Here is a 24379-nt window from a genome sequence, read left to right on the forward strand (position 1 = left end):
CCATGATACAGGAACTACACGCCATCAAGGCAGAATGCGAAAGCATCCAATCGTTTTTGGAGATTACGGTGGGCGATAACATCGAAGAGATTGCCGAACGGGGCAACGATTTGGCCGTGTACATTGCCCGAACAGGTAAGATGCTTGCCGATTCGAAGTACCACCGCAACAAAGCCCTCTCCACCTCCATCGTGAGGGAGATGGGAAAGCAAGCCAACATCCCGCCATCAGTTCTCAGCAAGTTGGTTGATGCAGCCACCTTCGATGAAAACTACGTTGCCGACTGGGTGGAACGCCTCAACCGGACCGCCACCCACCAACTGGATTGGATGCGAACCCTCACATCTAAAGCCAAAGAAGAAATGAGATTGTCAAACCCAATAAGCCAACGCTAATGCAAAAACAGATTTTAGCCACAGAGCCCATCCACCGACGGGCTGAGATTTTAAGAGACACCTGTTACAAGGTGCTCGAAAACGAACACTACACCCGCAAACTCGAACCCGACGAAGTGGTCGAATGCAAAACAGAACTCTACCAAAAAGACATGGAGGTTGAAGACCTGAAAGCACAACTCAAAGACGCAACAGCCGTGCTGCGAAAAAAGATAAAGGAGTTGAACGAACGGCGGTCGGAGCTGATACGAACCATCCAGTTTGAATCGGTAAGCCAGCGAGGAACGGTGTTCCTGATGGACGAACAGGAATCGAACCTCATGTTTATCTACGACGTGAACGGATACTGCGTGGGTACCCGCCCATTATTGCCCGAAGAAAAACAAACATCCATTTTAACCATCAAACGCAATGGCACAGATTACTAAAGAAGAGTTGGCAGATATGATTAACGGCCGCGAATACCGCAGAGAAATCAGACCTGACGAATGCCTTTTAGCAAGTGAAAACCATCTGGTGGTGGTGCTGGGGCGAAGCGATGATTACATGAACTTGTGCGGAGTCATCAACGATGAAATTCCGGCATGGGACGGCGGCACAGCTTACTTCAATGAACACGGCCTTTTACTGAACGAATGTGACGATGACAACTGCCCACATTACAAACGACTCATCGCCAATGCGGCAAAAGTAGATGCGGTATGGGGACCCAAAGATCCCGATTGCAGCTGGCTGATGAAAAGCGACATCCCCCACGCCACGTTCGACATTTTTGAAGACGGCGATTTGTACTGCCGTGGATTAGTTTTTAACCTTAAAGAATTAACAGCAAATGGAGACAATTAACGTGACCGTTGAGGGCGGTGTCAAAACCCTCGAAATCAGGCAAGGAAAAGCCTTGGAACTGAAAGAACCCAAGCCGGTCAGCATCCACGGCACCATCGACAGCGTGGCGCGATGGCTCGAAAAACGGGTAGATGTCATCACCCAGCTCAAATGTCACATACTGGTGAACAGAGCTGACATGAAGATTCTATTGGTGATGGATGAAACCAACCATTACCAGGACTGGGTGACAGGCAGCTTGGAGATGCATCCCGACTTCAAGAAGTGGAACATCAACACTGGCGAAGGGTGGACGACCAAACAACTGTCGGAATTTGTGAAGATGAACCGCTCTTGTTTCGAAAGCAAAGAGGTGGCCATGAAGCTCAGCAAGGAACTACAAGACATCCGAGTGAAGGTAGAGAAGGAAGCCGAAAAATCGGATAACAACCGAGGCGACTACAAGATGATGATTGCTCAAAAGGTGATTTCGTCCAGCATCCCCGAAAAGTTCTATCTGAACGTGCCCATCTTTAAAGGGCAACCGGCCAAACGGTTCGAGGTGGAGATTTACATCAGCCCCGATTCATATTCCTGTTCTTTCGTATCGCCCGAGGTGAACGACATCGTCCATAACCTTCGTGAAAGTGCGATTGACGAACAGTTGAAGCGAATCGAAGAAATTGCACCGGAGATAGTGATTATTGAAGAGTAACCAACCCCAAGAGAGGCCAAGCGCCTCTCTTTTCATTTTAAGCCCATGAACAAAACCCTCACCCGAAAGCTCGACACCGTTTTTTCCCAATTCATCCGGTTAAGGGATGCCAACAAAGACGGATACTTCATGTGCATCAGCTGCGGAAAGCTGGTGCATTGGACAGAAGGCGATTGCGGCCACTTCGTGAACCGCCAACACATGAGCCTTCGCTATTCTGAAAAGAACTGCAATGGCCAATGCCGAAGCTGCAACCGCTTTGACGAAGGGAACAACATTGGCTACATGAGGGGATTGATGAAAAAGTACGGGGCAAACGTCATTGACGACCTGTACGTGAAAAAGCATCACACAGCCAAATTCACCGACTTTGAAGCCAAAGCGATGATAGAGCATTACCAACGAGAAGTCAAACGCCTAAAGGAAGAAAAATGCACGCTATTGAGCAAAACGGTTTAATCGAGCTTTCGTTCCAGGACAAAGCCTCGATAGTTAACGACATCAAAACCATACCGGGCAGACGGTGGAACCCCACCAAAAAACTTTGGACTGTGCCTGTTTCAGAACGAGCAAAGGTTGACCGATTGATGGCCAAGTACGGCACACCAAAGGCAGCGCAAAAGCCCGAATTGGTTGGTGATATTCCTCCCATGCCCGAACTGACCATCGACATCCCGCTGAACATGACACCGTTCCCTTACCAAAAAACGGGAATAGCGTGTTCGTTGAACTTTAAGCGGTTGATTGTGGGCGACCAGCCGGGCTTAGGTAAAACAGGTCAAGCCATTGCAACCATCACGGGAGCCAACGCCTTCCCATGCCTGGTCATTTGCCCGTCATCATTAAAAATAAACTGGCAACGGGAATGGACAATGTGGGCAGGGAAAAAGGCCATGATACTCAACGACCGAAACCGTGATACCTGGCACCTGTTTGCCAACCCTAAAAACAACCTGTTCGGGGTGAGTGCCATGGTGGACGTATTTATCACCAACTACGAAAGTTTGAAGAAATACTTCGTGGCTTCCATCATCAACAACGGTGGTCCATTAAGACTCGACCAAATCAGATTCAAAGAGAATATCAACATCATAAAATCGGTAATCATAGACGAAAGCCACCGAGTAAAAGACGCATCCACACAACAAAGCAAAATTGTAAAAGGGGTCGCATCCGGCAAGGAGTACATCTTAGCTCTGACAGGTACACCCGTGGTAAACAAACCCCGCGATTTGGTTTCACAACTGGGCATCATCGACCAGTTGAAAGTGTTCGGCGGGCACAAGCATTTTGTGGATAGATATTGCCAGGAAGGCGGCACCAACTTGAAAGAGCTGAACTTCCTACTTAGAAAAAACTGCTTCTATCGGCGTGAAAAAACGGAAGTACTGAAAGACCTCCCGGCTAAGATGAGACAGATAGCCTATTGCGATATCACCACCCGAAAAGAGTACCGCGATGCGTTGGCCGACCTTGAAAAGTATCTGAAGCTATACCGCCAAGCCACCGACGAACAGGTTGCCCGTTCGATGAAGGGCGAAGTGATGGTAAGGATTGGGGTATTGAAAAACATATCGGCACGTGGGAAAATAAACGATGTGGTGGATTACGTGAAAGACGTGATCGAATCGGGCGAAAAGATTGTGGTATTCGTCCACCTAAAGGAAGTGGCTCAGATGCTTTTGAAGTTCTTCCCATCGGCTGTTACCATCCTTGGTGATGACGACATGCAGACACGGCAACGAAACATCGACTCATTTCAGAAAGACCCAGACACGCAAATCATTATATGCTCCATCAAAGCCGCCGGCGTGGGAATTACCCTCACGGCCAGCTCGCGGGTGGCCTTTGTAGAACAGCCCTGGCATCCGGCCGATAGTGAACAATGTGAAGATAGATGCCATCGAATTGGGCAGAAAGACAGCGTCCAATGCATCTATTTTTTAGGTAAAGACACCATCGATGAATGGATTTACAAAGTGATAGAGGAGAAACGGAGCATCGCCAACACCATTGTGGGTGCGGTTGACGAAGTGGAAACCTCCATCATGGAGTCGGTCATGAGCTTATTCAACCCGAAATAAAAAATGCCCCAATTGCCATCACACAAGGATACAGTCCGAGGTTGAACAAGAGGGGCACATTTTTACAATCCAAATACAAAAGTAATGTTTAACAAGGATTTTTACCCTACCCCCGAGCATGTTTTAGATACCATGCTCGCAGAAATCGACTTAAGCGGTCGAACGATTTTAGAACCAAGCGCCGGCAGCGGAGCCATTCTCGACTATTGCGCCAAGTTTGCGCCAAAGGAATTGCTCTGTTGTGAACTGCACCCCGATTTGTCCCGAATAGCGGCAAGCAAAGGGCGGTTCATTGGCAACGACTTCTTAAGAGTCACATCGGAACAGATAAGCCATGTGGATTTTATCATTATGAACCCACCTTTTTCGGCCGATGAAAAACACATCCTACATGCCTACGAAATTGCCCCGGAGGGATGCCGAATTATCTCTCTCTGTAATTCTGATACCCTGAGAAAGGATTATTCAAGGAGCCGAAAGGAACTATTGAAAACCATATCCGACCATGGCTATTCACAAGACATCGGCAGTGCGTTTTCGGATGCCGACCGAAAGACCGATGCAGAAGTATCGATTGTCAACCTTTTCAAGCCCCGCACATCGGAAGATACAGAGTTTGAAGGCTACTTTGATATGAACGACAGCGAAGAGGAGGATGGAGAAAACGGGGTGATGCGCTTCAATGAAATCAGGGACATTGTGAACCGATATGTTGGAGCAGTGAAGGTATTCAACAAGGTGATGGATGCTAACAACGAAATCACAAATCTGATTAAACCCATCAACGGAGCCAGTCGCATCGAGTTTGGCGCCTTTCATCAAAAAGGGAATTACCGCTCCGAAATCAACCGAGATGAGTTTAAAAAAGAATTGCAAAAATCGGCATGGCGAACCGTTTTCAATCGGCTCAACATGGACAAGTATATCACCTCCAAGATACGGGAAGACTTGAACTCCTTCATTGAGAAGCAATCGAACGTGCCGTTTACCATGGGAAATATCCAACGCATGCTACACCTCTTGATAGGCACTCACGCCGACCGAATGAATCAGGTGTTGGTACAGGCCTTTGAACGGATTTGCTCATTTGCCGACAGCAACAACTCAGCAGGTGAGGGATGGAAAACAAACTCAGGGTACAAGGTGAACCGACGTTTTATCCATCCATACATCTGTGAGTACGATAGCAGATGGCCAAGCGATAGTATTAAAATCCGTTACGACCGTGGAGACCGAATGGATGACATCATTAAGGCTCTTTGCCTTCTTACGGGTGAAAGCTATGATGACCAAATCCCTCTCCGCAATTACTTTGAATTTCCAATACATCTCCGTCGTGTAAGCAACGGGAAATTGATGGGTGGCCATCAGTATTCATTCAGAGACAGGGATGGTTACAATGGTGCACAAAACACCAAGGAATCACTTGCAAAGAGAGGAATAGAAGTGGAAATCGATCACACAGGTACCACATGGGGCGAATGGCACGACTGGGGTTTCTTCCGGGTACGTGGCTACAAGAAAGGCACCATGCACTTTGAGTTTAAAGATGAAAAGGTGTGGGAGCTATTCAACCGAAAAGTGGCAGAGATTAAAGGTTGGCGACTTCCCGCGCAAACTGACACGAAAAGGAAAGGCACCGAACGTGCACCCAAGAAAGGAATGGTGGTTTATGGATAAGCAAAAGAGTACAATCAGATACCGCATCCCGGTGAGCGTCAAGTTCCCGGGCACGCACCCCCGAAAAGGCGAAATTCATTTCACCCCATTCAGATATTGAAACATGACTCAGCTAACCCTCCGTTTTCCGGAACCACCGCCCAAACCCAAAGAACTGCCCTGGAAGGCCATATTCCCCCACTGGATGCCCGAACAAGGCGGCTTGGCACAAATGCACACGGTAATACTTACCGGGCAAGGCTATTGTTACGGCGACACCGTAAGGATAAATGAAATAAAAGGGGAACAGGTGGCGTGTACCGTTGAACACTTCAAAGACGATAACTGGTGGAAGAACGGCACAACGTACCAATGCACCCTGTTTGATTTATGGCCTATACCGGGCATACACTTTTAAACCCAAACACATGAAAGTATCAGAAATAAAACTGGTTTACAAAACCAAGCAACGGACTAAAGACAGGCCTCAGGTAAGATGCTCTAAAGATGCAGCAACAGTGTTTAAACCGTTTTTCGACACCGACACCATTGAGTTGAAAGAAGAGATTCACCTAATGCTTTTGAATGCTTCGGCAAAAGTGTTGGGTGTGGTGAACTTATGCCACGGAACGGGAGGATCGGCCTTTGTGGATAAACGCCTCATTGCGGCAGCTGCCATAAAAAGCAACGCCAAACAGGTGATATTGGCGCACAACCACCCATCGGGTAACAATACGCCATCGCCCGACGACATAATATCGACAAAAGAAGTGCGCAAAGCATTAAATCTTTTCAACATTAGTCTTAACGACCATTTAATCATAACCAAAACCGACTATTACAGCATGGCTGATAATGGTGAAATCTAAAACACATGGCAAACAAAGTCATCTTAACCGGCAACGTTGGCACCGACCCCAAAACAGGTGAAACCAACGGTATAAAGTACGCACAGCTGAGCATCGCCACCAGCGAACGCTTCACCGACAAAAACGGAGAACGAAAAGAGACCACCGACTGGCACAAGGTAGCCGTTTGGCGGCAGCTGGCAGAGGTGGTTGAGAAATATGTCAAGAAAGGGACAAAGCTGTATGTGGAGGGGAAATTGAAGTCCTGGTCCTACGACGACAAAGACGGCAACAAACACTACGTGACCGAGGTGGTGGCCGAAAAGATCGAGTTCCTTGGCGGACCACGCACAGAAACAACACACCCAAACGCCCAACAACCTCAGGAACCGATGACGGACAATACTGAGGACGATTTACCATTTTAATCTATCCAAGCCATGACATATATCGAGCGAATAAACATGTTCTGGGTTTTGCATGAAGGCAACCAATACAGCACTACGGAAATCGCGCTTTACTTTTATCTGATGAAAGTAGCCAACATCTGCGGCTGGCCGGATTCCTTCAAGCGGAACAACGCTAAAATCTGTTCCGATTTAGGCGTCAGCTTTAAAACGCTCGCGAATGCAAGGAACCGATTAAAGCAAACCAATGCGATTGATTTTAAAACAACCAACGGAGCGGCAAATGTCAGCTACACCTTTGGAGAATTTACCAGGGTTAGTGCCGAGGTTGAGGAAGAGGTTAAGACCTTGGGAAAATTTACCAAGGTTAGTGCCAAGGTTAGTGCCGAGGTTCGGGCGGAGGTTGGTGCCGAGGTTGGGGATGAGTTAAATAAGAGGAAAGAGGAAAGACTAGATAAAAAGAAAGAAGAACCCCCTTCATCCCCCAAAGGCGAATTATTCCCCGAAGAGGATAATGAAACAAAGGAAATGACTCCTGCACCCAAAAAGAAAAAAAAGGCCGAGGTATTGGACAAATCGTTCATCCCAACAGCTTATTTAGCCTTAGTTGAAGATTGGATTGCCTACCGAAAAACAATAGGGAAACCCTACAAAACACAGTTTGGATTGACACAATTCGTCAAGAAACTGGTAGAAATAAGCGGAGATAATCTGATAAAAGCCAAACAGATAGTAGAACACGCCAAGGGGAAGGAATGGCAAGACGTGTACCCAATCAATCAAGATAAGAAGCAAGGCGCACAACGCGCAGGCCAAATTCTTCAACCCAAAGATGAAACACACAAATCAGACTTGTTAAAACGATTCAACAATGGAAATACATCAAGCAATTGAAGCCCTGCACAAGCAAAAGGTGGATCCCCTGCGTCGGGGCTACAAGTTTTGGTGGGGAAACCACGACCAAAACCGAACGATGTTCCGCAAAACATTCATGGCGGTTGACAGCAGCGTGAAGGCCTACCAACACCTGCCCGAATACGAAGAAATCATCGACTGGATGAGCGACAGCAAAGGGAAAGGACTTTTTTTGATGGGAGCTTGTGGCCGTGGGAAATCAACCATCCTAACCGGCGTGTTACCTGTGCTGATGTTTCAACACCTGGGGCTGGTTTTACGACCAACACACGCCGATGATATCCCAAACAACGTTAACCAATTGGCTCGCTACTGGTCCGTTTGCATTGACGAACTCGGCGTGGAATCGATGGTCAACGATTACGCTGGAAATTACGAGGGATTTAATCGAATCATCAACGCTGCCGAATCGAAACTAAGGCCGGTGTTTATCTCGACAAACTTAAACGAAGAACAGCTCCTCGATCGATACGGCGAAAGAACCTTTGACCGAATCATTAGGCTATGCAGAGTGGTGAAGTTTAAAGGGGACAGTTTGAGGTGTTGAAACGATGCTAACGGACTACGGTATCACCAGTGCCGCACTTTACAGAACTGTCGATACGTGAACAGCCTTCTTGCGGCATTGGTGATACCGTGTGTTATCAGTCGTTAATTGTTTTACTCCTTATTATTTAGATCATAAAATGGAAAATCAAAATAGAGTTATAAAAGTTTGTCCAGATCCGCAATGTGATGCCGTTTGGCACAATATGCCTAAAAAAGAAACTCACTGTAAAAATTGTGGTGGTTGGGTAATGGCTATTAGTTTAGATCAATATTGGAAAAAGTTTTCAGAAGTTTGGTTTCAATATGATTTTGACACAGAGGAAATTTTCAGGCTTACAAAAAATGATCCTCAACTCAGTCTTTCTTTTAATGACTGATAACGGACTGCGGTATCACCAGTGCCGCACGTGTAGGACTTTCGATGTGCGAACAGCCTTCTGCGGCATTGGTGATAACGTGTGTTAGGGGCTGGCATTATTTCTAATCGTTAAAAATTTTCAAGATGAAAAGAGTAATAAAATTCAGAGCAATATCATATAGAACATGCGATTTTGTTTTTGGTAGTCTTGTTGAAGATAAAGAGGAGTTTTTTATCTTATCCGATGGCGAAAAGTTTCATGTCGTAAAAGAGTCAATCGACCAATTCACAGGAATGATTGATGGTTATGGCGTTGAAATATACGAATCAGATGTTTTGAGAAGAATTGGAAAAGGAACAAACGAATACTTTGTTTATTTTGATAATGGATTGTTTCTACTCCAGAATCAATTTGGCAGATGGGGAACGCTTGAAAAATATTTTGAAATATGTATTTCTTTCGATTTAAAAGCTGAGGTTATTGGTAATTTCTATGAAACGCCTGAATTATGCGAACATGCTCTACCTAATCAGTCGTGATGAATTCGCCCTATGCTTGCCCCTAACATACTAATATCCCCAGTTCAATTTATGAACCATGAAACAACTATCAGATTACGAGCGGTTATCACTCTCTAAATTGGGTAATAGCATCCATGCCGGGTATTGGAGTAACGACGGATTGGTTCAATTGATTGAACTATGCTGCATCTATCTGAATCCAATCCCAATACAGCAATACGCCAACGAGCGAAACAAAACGTACAACGGCATTAAAAAGACAGTCCCATCTGTCAGCATCCTTGGACATAAATACATTATCGACAACGACTAAAGCTCTCCCCAACCGGAGGGCTTTTTAAATCCCTTAAGCCAATGAAAACCGAAGTACTCAAAATCATCCAAGACATCCAGGAAGGCAAAGAGAAGAAACACATCTTCCCCACCCATGCACTACAATCAGAAATCCTGTATGTGGCTCGAAAGCGAATAGAAAAAGCCATTAGCCAGCTGGCGACAGAAGGCCAAATTAAGCAGGGTAACACCATCAACGAACCCTTTGTATCACTTAACACCCAAACCAATGAAAGAAAATCGAATTAACTACAAAAGAGTGTACCAACGGTTGGCGGAGAAATACCCGTCAATAGCCGACGAACTGAAAGCTGACGCACCTAAAAAGCTTGACGGATTGGAAATGCTCACCGTGTTCACCATCTTTTGCCGTATCAAGGGCATAACGCACCTGAACCTACCTCCTGATTCAGAAAAAAGTCACTTACAGGCATTGTTTGCATCTGTGTTTGTTCAGATTTATGACTCCGATTACTTCCAAGGCGATAAGCGCCCACTGAGAAAAGGGCTGCGTCAAAAGATGGCAGCACTCTTGAATTGCCATGCCACACAAATCTCTCACATTTTATCAAGTGTGAAGATATACCTGAAAGCCTATAAAAGCTTTCGCAGCGAGGCCGAATATATTTACAATGAAATCAGTAAAACACTATCAAATGGAAATAAAGTTGGACGAAAGGAATTATCGGAAACACAATGAGGCGAACAAGCAAATAATTAAGAAGTCTGTTGACGAGTTGGGGGCAGGGCGGTCGATACTGGTAGATAAAGAAGGGCAGATTATTGCTGGCAACGGAGTATTCGAACAATGGGGAGACAGGCCAGTGAAAGTGATTGAAACAGACGGCAACGAGTTGGTTGTTGTCAAACGCAATGATTTGTCACCCGATGATCCGAGAAGACAACAATTGGCATTTGCAGACAACCACGCATCCGACCTGAGTGAATGGAATGAAGATCTGCTGCGAGAAGATTGGGAGAAATTAGAACTTGATGGTTGGAATATAGAACTGACAGAGGATGACAAGAAGTTGGCAATAGCGAAACACGAAGAGGCTAAAGCCAGTCTGGCAGAGCGGTTCATTATTCCTCCTTTTTCAGTACTGGATTCAAGGCAAGGATATTGGCAAAACAGGAAAAACGCATGGATCAACCTTGGGATTCGAAGCGAAGAGGGAGGCAGGGACAAAATGAAAGTGTCTGGTGCTTTATCCGGGTCTGTGCCCCGCTATTATGAATACAAAACCATGGCTGAAACTAAAGTCGGTAGGAAATTATCCAACAAAGAATTCGAAGAGGATTATTTGATGGACATGATGCCAAAGGAATCAAATCTGGCTGTGACGGAAACAGGCGCTATGCTTTCAATATTCGATCCTGTATTGTGTGAATTGTCATACAAATGGTTTTGCCCAAACGGAGGAACCATACTCGACCCTTTTGCCGGAGGTTCCGTAAGGGGAATTGTTGCATCATACCTTGGTTATCACTATACAGGTATCGACCTGCGAGCAGAGCAGATTGAAGCGAACATTAAGCAGGGGCAAAGATTAGTCGCAAACAACATGCCCAACTGGATTATAGGGAACAGCTGTGACATACCTCAGTTGGTCAGCAATCAATTTGACATGGTCTATTCATGCCCTCCTTATTTCGATTTAGAGGTTTACTCTGAAAAGGAAGGTGACCTATCGAATATGGAATGGGAAGACTTCAAACGTGACTATGCAAAAATCATCAGTGAGTCTGTGTCACGACTAAAAGAGAACCGATTTGCATGCTTTGTGGTCGGAGACGTGAGAGACGAAAAAGGTTTTTACCGCGACTTTGTGGGTTACACAATCGAATGCTTTGAAAATGCAGGAGCAAAGTATTACAACGAAATGATTCTTGTGAACGTCGCAGGAAGTTTGCCTATCAGAGTAGGAAAACAGTTTAGCACATCGAGAAAGGTTGGGAAATGCCACCAAAATGTCTTGGTGTTCTTCAAAGGAGACCCAAAGACCATCAAAGACAATTTTACAGAGATAGAGGTTGATGGATTGGACGAACAATCATTTGAATAATTTACGATACAACTTTACAACATGGCACACAGAAGTAAAGGCGAAAGAGAAAGCGACCTGACCCTCATCGCCGAACTCTACACAAAAGGACGGTCATATCGTGAAATCGCCCACGAGGTAAATCATCGAACAGGGCGAAGCATCACACACACAACGGTGTCCAACGAGATTAAGAAACTATTGAAAGAATGGGAAGCAAGCCGAAATGAGCTCATCGACCATCAAAAATTTATTGAACTGGCGAAGATTGACCGACTTGAAAAAACATACTGGGATGGCTACGAAAAGTCGTGTCAACCTGTAAAGAAGTCTGTCACAAAGAAAAAAGGCACACCCAACCAAGTCAACGACATTGAAAAAACAGACAATGAAGAAAGTCGTGTTGGAGATCCCAGATTCTTAGATGGCATCAAGTGGTGTATTGAGCAACGATGCAAAATATTTGGCATCAACGCCCCTCAAAAGTTCGATGTAGAGACAAATCTGTTTCAGGAATTAATGAAATCAGCCACAGGAGAGTGATAAAAGAGCAATACATAAAGCTATTCAAGGCATGGCAGGCAGACTGGAACAAGTTTGCCTGTGATGTTTTAAAGGTGAACCTAGACCCGGAACAGCAAGCCATTCTTTCGGCTGTGCAAAACCAACCTAGGGTGTCGGTTTGCTCGGGAACCGCTCGGGGGAAGGACTTCATCGCTGCCGTGGCTTCCATGTGCTTTATGTACCTCACACCCCGATACAATGCTGCTGGAGAGATGGTGGAGAATACCAAAGTGGCCATGACAGCCCCAACCGACCGTCAGGTGAAGAACATCATGTTCCCGGAAGTATCACGGCTGTATTCACGAGCCAAGGTTTTGCCGGGACGGCTGGTCGGGTACGACATCCGTACAGAAAACGAGGAATGGTTCTTAACAGGCTTTAAAGCGTCAAAGGATAACCACGAAGCGTGGTCTGGTTTTCACGCCGCCAACACCATGTTCGTCATTACTGAGGCTTCGGGGATTGAGGAAACCATCTTCAACGCCATTGAAGGAAACCTGCAGGGAAACTCACGAATACTGATAGTATTCAACCCTAACAACACAACAGGCTATGCGGCCAAGTCCCAAAAATCACCCAGATGGAAGAAATTTCGATTGGATAGTTTGAGTTCTCCCAACGTCATTCAAAAGAGAATTGTCATTCCAGGACAGGTCGATTACGAGTGGGTCAAAGATAAAGTGGAAGCTTGGTGCCAAAGAATTGAAGAGTCGAACTTCACCGAAGCGAAGGGCGATTTCGAATTTGATGGATTGCTTTATCGTCCCAACGACCTATTCCGGGTCAAGGTACGAGGTATGTTCCCCGAAGTGGCCGAAGATACCCTTATCCCATTGGAATGGATTGACCTGGCACAGGAACGATGGAAGCGAGCCAGAAAACCGGTAACACCCGTCCGCATTGGTGCCGATGTGGCCGGCATGGGACGGGACAATTCAATCTTTTGCCATCGCATGGATCACTTTGTCGAGAAACTTGAAATAGTGGGAACGGCCGGAAGTGCTGATCACATGTTGGTAGCCGGAAAGCTTGCAAACCTGTTGAAACATCCATCCAACAAAGCCTTCATTGACACCATTGGCGAAGGTGCCGGGGTTTATTCCCGTTTGGATGAACTGGGCTACAAAAACGCCTTTTCGTGCAAGTTCTCGGAAGGAGCCGAAGGTTTGACTGATGTGACAGGAGTTTATCGATTCGCCAATATGCGGGCATATTTATTCTGGGCTGTTCGTGACTGGTTAAACCCGGCCAATGAGCAAAACCCTTGCCTCCCTCCTTGCGACGAATTAACCGAAGAACTCACTGAAATCAAATGGAAATTCCAGTCAAACGGCTCCATCATTATTGAACCAAAGGACGACATCAAAAAGAGGTTGCGACGATCCACCGACTATTCTGATTCATTGGCCAACACCTTCTATCCGCACGACAAAAGGGAGGAAGAAGTGCAGGATTTGAGCGGGGTGTTTTTTTAATCGTTCACTTAATGGCAAATGGTGACAGATTAAACCCTCGTCCCATTATTGTCTGTTTTTTCGTGGTCTATCTTGGCAATCAAAAAAAGGTCATGGTCATAGCAGACATCCTCGCCCTCACTCCCGACGAAGCTTATAAAAAGCTGACAGCCAAAGCAACCCCAAAAGTATCAGCCGAAGATATTGCCAAGCAAATCGACCCGCTCCAACATGATGTGTTCGACGAATCGAAACGCCCCAAGAAAACGGTCAAAAAAGCCACAGGCAAAGATGCAGCCGGAAATATCACCTATTCCGACAAACAGGAAGAAGTGGCCAGGATAGCAGTACCACTTCAAATGTTGATAGTCGAGCGAACCATTGGCTTCGTACTCGGAAACCCTGTTAAGCTGCGTTCAGATGCAGAAGGTGACAAGCAAATAAGGCTGGTTGACATGGTGAAAAAATTGTGGAAGGATAACAAACTTGACTACAAGAACCGTGAATTAGCTCGAACGCTATTCTCAGAATGTGAGGTGGCCGAGTTGTGGTATTTGGCCAAGGATGAAGAATATTGGGAAAACGCGAACACTAACCTTCGCCCAAAATGCAAGCTCCTGAAACCATCTGACGGCAATAAGCTCATCCCCCTTTACGACGAATATGGAGACATGATGGCCTTCTCTCGCGAATACTTAATCGAGAGGGATGGAAAAAAGATAACGGTTTTAGAGACCTACACAGCGGAAAAAACCATCGTATTTGAAAAGGGTGAAACAGTTACCATCGTAAAAGAAGAAACCAACACATCCAAAAAAATCCCTGTCGTTTACTATCAGCAGAAATATCCGGAATGGCACAAAGTTCAAGTATTAACCCATCTTGCAGCTTTCCATCCAAAATTCATTAAAAAAACACCTTTTTTCACCTCAAAATAGGCTCTTTTGCTCTATTTGCTTTTGTAATACATTGATAATCAGTGTCTGAATTTTCGAAAAATCATTTGTAGTACACAAGGGGGTATTGTATATCAGCGGTTTACATGTTTACTTTGGGGCATGTATTTCAAAGTATCCATGCGCACCAACCCCGAAACGGGAATCTATAGCGGTTATTACCGTGTTTAGTGGAGAGCTAGCGTCATTACGCTACCTTTACAAAGCGAAAATCTGTAGTACACAAATCCGAACTCGAAAATGAACAATTCATTGAAATACAGGCGCTGGCTTTAGGATAGCTGCAAAATGGGTTAATCAACCGATTGGAAACGCTTCTATCCAACTTTGCCGACACCAACGACTACTTTGGGTCGCCAATGATTGCAGTGACAGGTAAGGTGTTGGGGCTTGCCGAAAAGGGAGAGCAAGGGAAAGTTTTACAAATTGAAAAAGAGGGAAATGCCGAGTACTTGTCATGGGATCACGCCCCCGAAAGCGTGAAACTTGAAATTGAAACCTTATTGGAACTTATCTACACGTGCACTCAAACACCCAACATCTCATTCAGTCAAATGAAGGGATTGGGGAACCTATCGGGGGTGGCTTTAAAGCTCATGTTTATGGACGCTCACATGAAGGTGGAAAATAAAATTGAGCTGTTCGGTGAAATGTTTCAACGCCGTTTAAACTTGATTAAAGCCATCTGTTCTAAGGCCGTTGACACATCGTTAGAAGCGGAAGCCAAACTGCTCAACATCGAGCCTGTGTTCAAGCCTTACATGCCCCGAAATGATAAAGAGGAAATGGACACACTCACAACAGCAACGGGTGGCAAAGCAGTTCTGAGTCGCAAAACTGCAATCACCAACAACCTGTTTGTATCAGACCCCGATATGGAATTGGAAGAGATACTAAAAGAAGAAGCAAAAGAGAGTCAACTGGACGCACTTGAACCCACTGAATGATGGAAGAAAGATACAACAATCGGCTTGGGAAAGCATACCAAACCATCATCCGGAAAATAGCCTCCCTTTACGGAATAACCTCCAACGAAGCGGAGGTTTTCTATTTGAGCCAAAAGCCGGCACTCAGGAAACAGTTGGAGGCGATGGTTCAATCACATTTCGAATCGATTTCTGCCAACATAAAAGCGGCAGCATTAGAAGCCTGGGCGGTTTCGAGCATGATGTACGAAAAAGAAGCAGGCAAGCGACCAGCAATTCTCCTGAAGGGGCAAGCGGCCAAAGATGCGACCAAAGCATTCAACGAAGCAAAAGCAAAGTATTTGGCCGATTTGGACAAAAGGCTATCCAAGCGGGTATGGAAATGGGAAAAGCAATTCATGTCCGAAATTGAATTAACCATGCAGGTTGGCTTTAAAGAAGGAGCCAGTGCCGCCAAACTATCAAGGGATGTCCGGCAATATCTTAACAATCCGGAGAAACTATTCAGGCGAGTTCGTGACGAGTTCGGGCAGCTCCATTTGAGTAAAGCTGCGGCTGCTTACCATCCGGGGCAAGGCGTTTATCGGAGCAGCTACAAAAATGCCCTCCGAATGACAGGCACCGAAATAAACCGTGCCTATCGACTTGGCGAGCACCATAGGCGGTTGGCCGATCCGGAAGTGGTTGGCATCGAAGTAAAGCTTTCAAATAACCACACATTGAATGGAGTTCCATTTACCGATATCTGTAACCACTTGGCAGGAAAATACCCGAAGGAGTTTGTATTCACAGGATGGCATCCGAAGTGTCGTTGCAAAACGGTTTCCATATTGGTAACTGATGAAGAGTTCGACAAGATAACAGATGACATTTTAGATGGAGGGGATGGGAGAATAAAAAGCGTAAATGAAGTAAAAGACGTACCCCAAGGCTACAAAGATTGGTGTGATAAAAATGCCTTTAGAAGTCGTGGGTGGAAAGATAACCCATACTTCATCAAAGATAACCCAGAGTACAATCCACAGTTTTTCAACGCCCCAAAATTTACGGAAGCGGGAAAGGTGTTTTTCCGTCATCCTTCAACCCATAAGGCCATTGAACGGATGGATACGCCTGAATACAGGAAGAAATATCCCAAGCACACCAGTTTGGAACTTGGAGCGATACACCATTACACTCGAAGTAATACCATGGCTTACCGCGATTTGAATAAATCGTTGGTGACCGGGAAGATGGATGATTTCAACAGTGCGTTTTCGGAACTTTTGAGCAGCGGGTTAAACAAATTGCCCGATTTTGAAGGAGTTGTGTACCGAGGGTCGATATTAAACAATGCGCAACTATCAGCCTATTTGGATGCTCACACCAGAGGAGCCAGCTATACGCATAAGTTTTTTACATCGGCAAGCAAAGACAATGTTGTGGCCAAAACCTTCCAGAACCTTAGACGATTAAAAAAAGGTGAAACGAAGGTATCGTGTGCGATTCTGAGCAAAAGAGGAAAAAATGTGTCTGATATGTCCGAGTTTAATGGTAAATTTACAAGGACAAATCAACAGGAAATTATCTTCGATAAAGGTGCAAAGTTTGATGTATTAGATTATAGCATAAGCGAAGACGGGGTTTATAGAATTTATATGGAGGAATTGTAATATGCGCTCATTTGATTTCCAAAAATTCTGCGAAGAAGACGACAATCGTCAGCGCGAGTGGGAAGCCCTCCCCGAAGCGGAGAAGGAACGGCAACGCCGTGCTCTTGCCGGATGGGCAGACCGGATAGAAGCCGAGAATGAGGCTTTAGAATTACAGGTGAGAATGGAGCGAGGGGAAATAGTTGATTAGCGGTATATTCCCATCAATGAAGATGTGTGAAAAACAAAAGGTAGTCTCGAAAGGCTACCTTTTGTTGTGGCGCAAGGAACAATATTGCCATCATTCCAGCATAAGCCACCGGCGGTCAGTGACCATCTAGGACAAAGTCCTTTGCAAATATAGTTAAATACTAAACAGAGGAAAGTTCACGCCCTAAACGGTGAATCCCTTCAATGATCTTTTTCCTCTGTTCGGGGCGAGGGTTTCGGATGCCCATCGCATAATGGCCTATTTGTTTAACATTGATGCCGGTTACGCGAGATATTGCACTGCGTGTGACAACCCCATCAAGATTATGCAATATGGCGGATATTTCAAGTTGGTATTCCGTTTCGTAACCGCCACTAACCAGCCACTGTGGGGCATCGCCCTCATCACCTTCTAAGTGGAATTGCAAAGCATCGGCAAAGGCTTTCTTTGCCCCTTCAAACGTTTTTGAGGTTGCAAATACCGCACCGCCTGCCTCACCTGTTGCAGCAACGTAGTTGTCACCGCTCCAGCTTATTTTTACTATTAGTTTTTTCATGCTCCAATTTTTACGGATTCATTTCCATCCGGCCTGTTTCCAAATGCTGTTCAAAATCTCCTGGTCTATGGTGTCACTCGGTTTCTGATTAACAGTTACCGCACCTTTTTTTGTTGGATGTTTAAATTGCCGATGGCTTCCCTTTTGCCTGTGCAGGAACCAACCTTCATCTTCTAACATCCTTATCACTTCTCTGACCTTGTACTTTTTCACCTGAGTCGATGTGTGTTTATGCAAAGATAGTAAAAAGACTATCATTTATGCAAAGGCATTCACCGTTTTTCAATCGGTGAAAGCATAACCCCCTCATTTCTTTGCCCTCAATAGCACCACGGATAACTTGCCGGTCAAAACGCACGGTGCTATGAAAGAAAAAATACAGCAGTTGTTGAGGGCCAAATTTTCCGGAACTCCAACCATCGTAATCGACAGGGTGGCCGACCACTTAAGCCAAACTGTTACCGAAGAATCACAACTCGAAACCGCTATTGCCGGGGTCGAACCACTTGTGACCTCATTTGCCACCATCCTACAATCCGAAACAGACAGACGTGTTACTGATGCCCAAAAGAAAGCGCTGGAAGCTTTCCGAGCCAAACACGGATTGGACGAAAACGGCAAACCCATTCAAAACCCCAATCCGAACCCAACCCCAGGGGGCGGTGATGACAAGCTCGCCAAGGAACTTGAAGAGATGCGGAAGCGTCTTGACGGCTATGAAGCAAAGGAGAAAGCAGGTATGCTGCATAACTCTTTGAAGTCGAAACTGGCCGAAAAGAAGATACCGGACACCTTCATCAAGGGACGCACGGTGGAGAGCGAAGAACAAATTGACGCTGTGTTGGCCGAGATTGAAGCCGACTACACCAGCGTAAAGCAACACCTCATTAACGAAGGTGTGGTTGGAGACGCCCCTCGCAACCCCATTGGCAACCCCAGTAACGTGGATGCTGATATTGCATCATGGGCGAAGAGTTAATCATTTTAAACACGTATCAAAATGGCAATCGGATTTAAAAAAGTCTATTCCACAGAGGGAACGCCTGTTTTCCAAAAAGTATTGGAGAATGCACAGGGTGGTTTCACCCTCGACATGACCGGATTGACCTCGGGAGAGGAAATCCCCAAAGGCGCACTATTCATCTATGATGAATCGACCCGCAAAGCAACCTATGTACGAACAGCAAAAGTGCATGAAACGGTTGCAGCACAAATAGCAGTGAAAGTAAGCAAAGGGCATAAAGTAAAAGTTGGTGATTCACTGGATGGGGTGGCCGTGAACGCCATCAATACCGCCAATGCCGACTACGACACCCTGACCATGGCCTCCAATGTTTCGGCAGATGCCGGAGATATTTTGGCCACTCATGCCACAACAGGTAAAACCACTGGGTTAGGATTTGATGCTATAACAGCTGAAGAAAATGCAACCCTCTCGGTTGTGATTCGCGGCACTGCTTACGCACGTCGTATCCCTCCAGTGGCACAGGAACAACTTCCTGCAACTCTCATTTTGTCAAACTCTTATTAATTAAACAATGGCAGATAGAATTAAATCCATTTTCGGTCCCTATTCCGAGAAAATGCAGGTGATGATCGACACCGCGAAAGACAAGTTCGCGCCCGTGTGGTTCACCAAATATTTAGATTGGGGCACACCAAAAACCACCCTAACCTTTGAAACAGCCATTGGTCGTTCAAGAATCGAAGCCGCTGCTTCTGTGGTTGATCGCAGCGCCTCTGCCCCGCTCCGTGGCCGTCCCGGATTGGAGAAACTTCGCGGTGAAGTACCAGCCATCAAGGAGAAATTCGCCATGACCGAGAGCGACTACCGTGACTGGGAAATGCTTAAAGCCATGAGCGTAAACGATGGCACCAAGCTCAAAGCGTTGCTCGACCTGTTGTTCAACGACGTGAAAAAGGTGGGTGATGCATCTCTGAAACGCCTTGACTTCATGGTACTGCAAGGGATTTCAACAGGGAAAATCAACCTTTCGTTGACCAACAACCCCGATGGGATTGTGACCGGAGAAATTGACCTGCTGATGCCTGCCGAAAACAAACGCAGCGTCAGTGAAAAGTGGTCCGTTTCAGCAACCGCCACGCCAGTTACCGACATTAAAAATGCCGTGGACGCAGCCGAGGAAAGAGGAATTGCGTTTGAGAAAATCTTGATGACTCGCAATACATTCTGGAAGTTCCAGAAGTGCGATGAAACCATCAAGATGCTGAACGGCTTCTTCAGGTTGAACACCAACCAAAAGCTGCTGCCCACCTTTGCTCAGGTGAACGAATACCTTCAGGCCAACTTGCTCCCAACCATTGAATTGGTTAATGAAGCCATTGGTATTGAGAAAGACGGAAAGATCAGTGTGCAACGTCCGTTCGAGGATACAGCTGCCGTTCTTATCCCGTCAGGTAAATTGGGCATTGTGCATAATGCGGTTTGCATCGAGGAAATGAAGCCTGTGGCAGGTGTGTCGTATGCCAAATACGAACGGTCGTTAATTTCCAAGTGGTCGCAAAACGACCCATTTGGCGAATACACAGCCGTGGAGCTGAACGCCTTCCCAGGCATCGAGGCCATTGATTCCATCTTTATCCTCAACACCGAAACCAAAGCCTGACCCAACGGGCAGGGATAACACCCTGCCCTTACCTTTTGAGCCATGACGAACCTTGAAGCCTTAAAATCGAAAGTTGCCGGTTATCCATTATCGGAGAACACATTTTTAACCGCATTGACCGACAGAGCCATTCAGCCAACGGAGGAATATAGCGGGAAGAACCGAAATTTTGAACTGGCCATGGCCGATGTGTATATCGTGCTAGCCACTTCGGTAAACGTGTCCGAGGGAGGGTATCAACTAAGCATCACCGATAAAACCAATTTCGTGAAGATTGCGGGCAAGATTTACGGAGTTTACGGGGAGCCAAACCCACTCAAAGACGATGAGCCAGCCATTTCAAATGCATCCAACCTATGGTAGTAATGCAATACCCCCATTCTATCACCATCACAGCAAAGGGAGCAACCGGCATAGATGGGGATGGAAATCCAACAGAAGGCGCGACAACGGTAGTTTTCACCGGAACGTGCCGAGCCGAAGCCAACGGCACTGGGCAACTGCTGAGAGGTGACGATGGCAGTGAAATGAATTACTCATTCACAGTATATCTACCCAAGATGGAAACGGATATTTCGGCCAACTCAGAAGCCGAAATCATCATTGGCAACATGACCATTAAAGGCAGTGTGAAACGTCACAGCAATGGACAGCTAAACTCACGGTTATGGGTATAAGGGGAAGTTTTAGGTATTCAGATATCGAGAAAGCATTAAAGAGCGACCTAATTGCCATTGAAGCGAACATCATCCGCATTATGAAGCGATGTGGAAATGAATTTGTGACCGATGCAAAAAATGGCCTTAACATCTCATCTTCTGCTTTCCCTAAAGGAGACTACAAAGATCAGACTGCCAATCTTAGAAGCTCAATAGGCTATGTTATCATGAGAGATAATGAAGTGATTGAGCAGAACATTGATGGAACAGGACAAGGAATGTCGGCGGGTCTTGCAGCTCTAAGAGCCAGGCAAAGTGGAACAGGATATCGGTTGATTGGTGTTGCAGGGATGGAATATGCTTCGGCTTTGGAATCGAAAGGATATAACGTGATTTCATCGCAAAAGGAAACAACCCTTATAAACCTCAGTGATAGATTGAAAAAATTCAGCAAACAACTGGGGAAGAAGGGGATGAACATTGATTTTGACACCAATTTTTGACAATGAGAACCACATTCGAAGTCATACAGCGGGTTTACGACCTGGTTAAAACCGGGGCACTACCAGTTTTCAAGTTGAACAAACTGGGGACTCATAGCGAATATGTGGTGGTGAACGCGATGCCCATGACAGGGGTGGAACTCAAAAAATGCTTTGTCAATGTCAACATCCATGTTGCTGACATCAAAATCTCAGACGGAACCACGGTTGCCAACACAAAACGGTTGGAAGAACTGAGCACTCAGTATGCGGGCATGCTCGAAGAGATTGACACCAACGACATGGCACTATACTACGTTTCGCAGGGCATTGAGCGCGAAGAAGCCCTGAAAGAACATTACGCAAACATCAAATTAATGTGCAAACTAATTGATTTATAACAATGGCAAAATATTCATTTGGACTGAAGACGGTAAAATTCGGCACCCCTACGGGAACGGTTGCCATGCCTGCTGTATTGGAACAATTCGCGATGACGGTGAAAGGCTCATTGAAGCTGAGCGAATCAGAAGCATCGCTCAAAGAGTTTTATGTGGAGGAACAATCGGCACCTGTTGAGCAGGTGATTGCCGAAGACTCCCAATTAACAGCAGAATGGCAATGCTACGACATTGCACCTGCCATCATCACCAAGGTAAAAGGAGGAACGGTTACGGCAGGGGAAACCTCCGACACCTGGGCAGCCCCAGGGAGTTCATCCATCATTAAACTGGCTGTTGAGCTGGAAACGGCCAGCGGTGTAAAGGTGCTCATCCCCAAAGCCTCTGTTGTAGCTCGCTTTGACGGGGCAATGGGTAAAGAGGAATTGTTGATGATGAGCATTAAACTAACCGCTCTTGACCCGGGCGATGGCGGTTCGCCATACTCAATCGTCATTCCCGATTAACGGCAACAATCCTTAACCCTGCCCCGGCTCTGTCCGGGGCTTTAAATTAAAACACCATGAACATGGAATTTATCAGCCTATTGTTGAATCTCGTATTTGGAGGAGGTTTTTTGGTTTCTCTCTTAACAATGAGATCGACACGAAAAAAAGCTGAAGCGGATGCAAAGACATCTGAGTTAGATAACGTGCAAGAAGCGGTGAAGATATGGAGAGAGATGTGTGAGTCGTTGAAGTCCGAATTGGAGGACTACAAGACCTATCAAGGCGAGATGAATGCCCAAATGGAGATGTTACGCCGAGAGGTGGCGCGACTGACAGCGATCAACCATAAGATTGTGCTACTACTGGACAAAATCACACCAGAAAACATGGAACAAATGATAGATCAGATAAAAACAGTTCACGGACATCTAATCCTAAAACCAAATGAGATCAATCAATAAGATTATCATCCACTGTTCAGCAACCCCGGATGGGCGCGTCGTTTCTGCTGCTGAAATTGACAAATGGCACCGGCAAAGAGGCTTCGCCATGATAGGGTATCACTATGTAATCGGCCTCGATGGCAGTGTGGAAAAAGGACGTGATGAAACCCAAGTAGGTGCGCATTGTGAAGGACAGAACAGCATCAGCATTGGCATCTGCTATATAGGAGGACTGGATCACAACGGAAAACCAATGGACACACGCACCACTAAACAAATATCGGCCATGCACCTATTGATAAGAGAGCTTAAAAAGAAATACCCTCAAGCAACAATTCACGGGCACAACGAATTTGCAAGGAAAGCATGTCCTTGTTTTAACGTTAAAAACGAGTTTAAATGAACACCACCGAAACTAAAGCCGGCCGCACCCTCACGGAGCAGCCGGTGCGGTTTTCCGTCAACGGGAAGCCGTTTGAAATTACCGGGCTGACGCTTGGGACGATTATACGCATGAGCACCATTTCGGCGGGGTTTGCCCATATCGATGGGAATCAGGCTGTGGTTCCGGCCATGCTTGGCAATAGCGGCAACATGAAACCCTTGTGCCGATTGCTGGCCATTGGCATTACCAACGCCCGACCGGCGTGGTGGAACCTGTTGGCACGATGGAAGGAGTGGCGATTGAGTTACTTCCTGCTGTGGCACCTCAACGCAGGGGAGATATTTCAACTCACATCGGTACTGGTAAAGCAGATGAACACGGAGGCTTTTTTTTTCACTATGCAGTTGATAAGCGGAGCGAACATCCTGAGAAGCACAAAGGCAGCCGGGGAGGAAAAACCATCTGGGGAAGCATTGCCGGAATAGCTAAAAGTTTCGGCTACACGGTGGACTATATTTTATGGCAAGTGAGCTGGGTAAACCTGCAAATGATGATGAGCGACATGCCGTGGTATGACTACGACAAGACCAATGACGACGTGGTGGAGGTCGCCCCGGAAGACGAGATTAACATGCTAAAGAAATTCGCAAAACAGAAATGAACATGACCAATCCGGATATCAGCCAATCCATTGTCAGAGCCACGCTAATAGCCGAAGCGGAACGCCTGAGTGCTAAAACCGTTGCTTTTATTGCTTCGCGCATAGATGCAGACTGGCACGAAAGGTTAAAACAACACGACTTAAAGCCAATTCGGGACAGATACCCCGAATTAACGGATCACATCAACGCACTCATTCAACTGCATAACAACGTGGCGATGGCCAAAACCATGAACCTGCCATCTTTCCCAATCGTGTCGAACAATTAAAACAGCCAATT

General features: G+C 46.0%; 38 protein-coding genes. 36 read left to right on the plus strand and 2 right to left on the minus strand.

The window, feature by feature from the left end; genetic code table 11:
• Nucleotides 1-2: 2 nt before the first annotated feature.
• The 23 genes from LX69_RS05450 to LX69_RS05555 all read left to right on the plus strand — a co-directional run bounded on the left by LX69_RS05450 (nt 3) and on the right by LX69_RS05555 (nt 17207).
• Nucleotides 3-395 (plus strand): hypothetical protein, encoded by a 393-nt coding sequence (locus LX69_RS05450; protein ID WP_111444820.1) that lies wholly within the window; start codon nt 3-5, stop codon nt 393-395.
• Nucleotides 395-823 (plus strand): hypothetical protein, encoded by a 429-nt coding sequence (locus LX69_RS05455; protein ID WP_111444821.1) that lies wholly within the window; start codon nt 395-397, stop codon nt 821-823. The genes LX69_RS05450 and LX69_RS05455 overlap by 1 nt, the downstream gene beginning before the upstream one ends.
• The gene (locus LX69_RS05460; protein WP_111444822.1) at nt 807-1241 is read left to right on the plus strand and encodes a hypothetical protein; all 435 of its coding nucleotides are present in this window, start codon (nt 807-809) and stop codon (nt 1239-1241) included. The genes LX69_RS05455 and LX69_RS05460 overlap by 17 nt, the downstream gene beginning before the upstream one ends.
• Complete coding sequence (locus LX69_RS05465; RefSeq protein ID WP_111444823.1) at nt 1228-1935, plus strand: DUF2303 family protein; 708 nt, start codon at nt 1228-1230, stop codon at nt 1933-1935. The genes LX69_RS05460 and LX69_RS05465 overlap by 14 nt, the downstream gene beginning before the upstream one ends.
• Before the next feature lie 45 nt (nt 1936-1980).
• Nucleotides 1981-2394 (plus strand): recombination protein NinG, encoded by a 414-nt coding sequence (locus tag LX69_RS05470; protein ID WP_111444824.1) that lies wholly within the window; start codon nt 1981-1983, stop codon nt 2392-2394.
• A complete protein-coding gene (locus tag LX69_RS05475; RefSeq protein WP_111444825.1) occupies nt 2367-4019 on the plus strand; it encodes a DEAD/DEAH box helicase in 1653 nt (550 codons plus the stop codon). Before LX69_RS05470 ends, LX69_RS05475 begins: the two co-directional genes overlap by 28 nt.
• An 84-nt stretch (nt 4020-4103) precedes the next feature.
• Entirely contained in the window at nt 4104-5699 is a 1596-nt protein-coding gene (locus LX69_RS05480) for a DUF4942 domain-containing protein (protein ID WP_146260646.1), read from the plus strand.
• A gap of 103 nt (nt 5700-5802) precedes the next feature.
• The gene (locus LX69_RS05485) at nt 5803-6096 is read left to right on the plus strand and encodes a hypothetical protein (protein WP_111444826.1); all 294 of its coding nucleotides are present in this window, start codon (nt 5803-5805) and stop codon (nt 6094-6096) included.
• A 10-nt stretch (nt 6097-6106) separates the two neighbouring features.
• Entirely contained in the window at nt 6107-6547 is a 441-nt protein-coding gene (locus LX69_RS05490; RefSeq protein WP_111444827.1) for a JAB domain-containing protein, read from the plus strand.
• 5 nt (nt 6548-6552) lie between these two features.
• The gene (locus tag LX69_RS05495; RefSeq protein ID WP_111444828.1) at nt 6553-6954 is read left to right on the plus strand and encodes a single-stranded DNA-binding protein; all 402 of its coding nucleotides are present in this window, start codon (nt 6553-6555) and stop codon (nt 6952-6954) included.
• A gap of 12 nt (nt 6955-6966) precedes the next feature.
• Nucleotides 6967-7827: a hypothetical protein gene (locus LX69_RS05500; RefSeq protein ID WP_111444829.1), complete on the plus strand. Its 861-nt coding sequence runs from the start codon at nt 6967-6969 to the stop codon at nt 7825-7827.
• Nucleotides 7805-8395, plus strand: a complete 591-nt coding sequence (locus tag LX69_RS05505) for a P-loop NTPase family protein (RefSeq protein ID WP_111444830.1) — start codon at nt 7805-7807, stop codon at nt 8393-8395. Before LX69_RS05500 ends, LX69_RS05505 begins: the two co-directional genes overlap by 23 nt.
• A 139-nt stretch (nt 8396-8534) precedes the next feature.
• Complete coding sequence (locus tag LX69_RS05510) at nt 8535-8774, plus strand: hypothetical protein (protein WP_111444831.1); 240 nt, start codon at nt 8535-8537, stop codon at nt 8772-8774.
• Nucleotides 8775-8899: 125 nt separating this feature from the next.
• Entirely contained in the window at nt 8900-9295 is a 396-nt protein-coding gene (locus LX69_RS05515; protein ID WP_111444832.1) for a YopX family protein, read from the plus strand.
• A gap of 58 nt (nt 9296-9353) precedes the next feature.
• Nucleotides 9354-9590: a hypothetical protein gene (locus tag LX69_RS17520; protein ID WP_146260647.1), complete on the plus strand. Its 237-nt coding sequence runs from the start codon at nt 9354-9356 to the stop codon at nt 9588-9590.
• Between the two features lie 41 nt (nt 9591-9631).
• Nucleotides 9632-9859, plus strand: a complete 228-nt coding sequence (locus LX69_RS05520) for a hypothetical protein (RefSeq protein ID WP_111444833.1) — start codon at nt 9632-9634, stop codon at nt 9857-9859.
• A complete protein-coding gene (locus LX69_RS05525; protein ID WP_111444834.1) occupies nt 9840-10310 on the plus strand; it encodes a hypothetical protein in 471 nt (156 codons plus the stop codon). The genes LX69_RS05520 and LX69_RS05525 overlap by 20 nt, the downstream gene beginning before the upstream one ends.
• Complete coding sequence (locus LX69_RS05530) at nt 10267-11676, plus strand: SAM-dependent methyltransferase (RefSeq protein ID WP_111444835.1); 1410 nt, start codon at nt 10267-10269, stop codon at nt 11674-11676. Before LX69_RS05525 ends, LX69_RS05530 begins: the two co-directional genes overlap by 44 nt.
• Nucleotides 11677-11697: 21 nt before the next feature.
• The gene (locus tag LX69_RS05535; RefSeq protein WP_111444836.1) at nt 11698-12198 is read left to right on the plus strand and encodes a helix-turn-helix domain-containing protein; all 501 of its coding nucleotides are present in this window, start codon (nt 11698-11700) and stop codon (nt 12196-12198) included.
• Complete coding sequence (locus LX69_RS17710; RefSeq protein ID WP_221621285.1) at nt 12195-13694, plus strand: hypothetical protein; 1500 nt, start codon at nt 12195-12197, stop codon at nt 13692-13694. Before LX69_RS05535 ends, LX69_RS17710 begins: the two co-directional genes overlap by 4 nt.
• Before the next feature lie 92 nt (nt 13695-13786).
• Nucleotides 13787-14611 carry a phage portal protein gene (locus tag LX69_RS05545; protein WP_170124250.1) on the plus strand — a complete coding sequence of 275 codons (825 nt, stop codon included), beginning with the start codon at nt 13787-13789 and terminating at the stop codon, nt 14609-14611.
• Nucleotides 14612-14925: 314 nt separating this feature from the next.
• Nucleotides 14926-15576 carry a phage portal protein gene (locus LX69_RS05550; protein WP_262509752.1) on the plus strand — a complete coding sequence of 217 codons (651 nt, stop codon included), beginning with the start codon at nt 14926-14928 and terminating at the stop codon, nt 15574-15576.
• Complete coding sequence (locus LX69_RS05555; RefSeq protein WP_111444839.1) at nt 15576-17207, plus strand: ADP-ribosyltransferase family protein; 1632 nt, start codon at nt 15576-15578, stop codon at nt 17205-17207. The genes LX69_RS05550 and LX69_RS05555 overlap by 1 nt, the downstream gene beginning before the upstream one ends.
• A 350-nt stretch (nt 17208-17557) precedes the next feature.
• Here LX69_RS05555 and LX69_RS05565 read toward each other — a convergent pair whose 3' ends face one another.
• A complete protein-coding gene (locus tag LX69_RS05565; protein WP_111444841.1) occupies nt 17558-17953 on the minus strand; it encodes a hypothetical protein in 396 nt (131 codons plus the stop codon).
• Nucleotides 17954-17971: 18 nt separating this feature from the next.
• Nucleotides 17972-18211 (minus strand): type II toxin-antitoxin system HicA family toxin, encoded by a 240-nt coding sequence (locus LX69_RS18335; RefSeq protein ID WP_394336309.1) that lies wholly within the window; start codon nt 18209-18211, stop codon nt 17972-17974.
• A 106-nt stretch (nt 18212-18317) separates the two neighbouring features.
• On the opposite strand from LX69_RS18335, the gene LX69_RS05575 reads away from it, so the two are divergent.
• From LX69_RS05575 to LX69_RS05630, 13 genes are all read left to right on the plus strand, one after another.
• A complete protein-coding gene (locus LX69_RS05575) occupies nt 18318-18932 on the plus strand; it encodes a hypothetical protein (RefSeq protein WP_111444842.1) in 615 nt (204 codons plus the stop codon).
• 21 nt (nt 18933-18953) lie between these two features.
• A complete protein-coding gene (locus LX69_RS05580; RefSeq protein WP_111444843.1) occupies nt 18954-19484 on the plus strand; it encodes a hypothetical protein in 531 nt (176 codons plus the stop codon).
• 7 nt (nt 19485-19491) lie between these two features.
• Nucleotides 19492-20580 (plus strand): major capsid protein, encoded by a 1089-nt coding sequence (locus LX69_RS05585; RefSeq protein ID WP_111444844.1) that lies wholly within the window; start codon nt 19492-19494, stop codon nt 20578-20580.
• A gap of 42 nt (nt 20581-20622) precedes the next feature.
• Complete coding sequence (locus LX69_RS05590) at nt 20623-20943, plus strand: DUF6706 family protein (RefSeq protein ID WP_111444845.1); 321 nt, start codon at nt 20623-20625, stop codon at nt 20941-20943.
• A gap of 2 nt (nt 20944-20945) precedes the next feature.
• Entirely contained in the window at nt 20946-21257 is a 312-nt protein-coding gene (locus tag LX69_RS05595; RefSeq protein WP_111444846.1) for a hypothetical protein, read from the plus strand.
• Entirely contained in the window at nt 21248-21742 is a 495-nt protein-coding gene (locus tag LX69_RS05600) for a hypothetical protein (RefSeq protein ID WP_111444847.1), read from the plus strand. The genes LX69_RS05595 and LX69_RS05600 overlap by 10 nt, the downstream gene beginning before the upstream one ends.
• Nucleotides 21743-21744: 2 nt before the next feature.
• A complete protein-coding gene (locus tag LX69_RS05605; RefSeq protein ID WP_111444848.1) occupies nt 21745-22122 on the plus strand; it encodes a hypothetical protein in 378 nt (125 codons plus the stop codon).
• A gap of 2 nt (nt 22123-22124) precedes the next feature.
• Entirely contained in the window at nt 22125-22628 is a 504-nt protein-coding gene (locus tag LX69_RS05610; RefSeq protein WP_111444849.1) for a hypothetical protein, read from the plus strand.
• A 62-nt stretch (nt 22629-22690) separates the two neighbouring features.
• Nucleotides 22691-23071, plus strand: coding sequence for a hypothetical protein (locus LX69_RS05615; RefSeq protein WP_111444850.1), 381 nt, complete (start codon nt 22691-22693; stop codon nt 23069-23071).
• Nucleotides 23055-23456, plus strand: a complete 402-nt coding sequence (locus tag LX69_RS05620) for an N-acetylmuramoyl-L-alanine amidase (RefSeq protein ID WP_111444851.1) — start codon at nt 23055-23057, stop codon at nt 23454-23456. The genes LX69_RS05615 and LX69_RS05620 overlap by 17 nt, the downstream gene beginning before the upstream one ends.
• Nucleotides 23453-23923: a hypothetical protein gene (locus LX69_RS05625; RefSeq protein WP_111444852.1), complete on the plus strand. Its 471-nt coding sequence runs from the start codon at nt 23453-23455 to the stop codon at nt 23921-23923. Before LX69_RS05620 ends, LX69_RS05625 begins: the two co-directional genes overlap by 4 nt.
• A 41-nt stretch (nt 23924-23964) precedes the next feature.
• Entirely contained in the window at nt 23965-24099 is a 135-nt protein-coding gene (locus LX69_RS18230; RefSeq protein WP_262509751.1) for a hypothetical protein, read from the plus strand.
• A 2-nt stretch (nt 24100-24101) separates the two neighbouring features.
• Complete coding sequence (locus LX69_RS05630; RefSeq protein WP_146260648.1) at nt 24102-24368, plus strand: hypothetical protein; 267 nt, start codon at nt 24102-24104, stop codon at nt 24366-24368.
• Nucleotides 24369-24379: the final 11 nt, after the last annotated feature.

This window comes from Breznakibacter xylanolyticus, from assembly GCF_003254275.1.
In the GTDB taxonomy this organism is placed as follows: domain Bacteria; phylum Bacteroidota; class Bacteroidia; order Bacteroidales; family Marinilabiliaceae; genus Breznakibacter; species Breznakibacter xylanolyticus.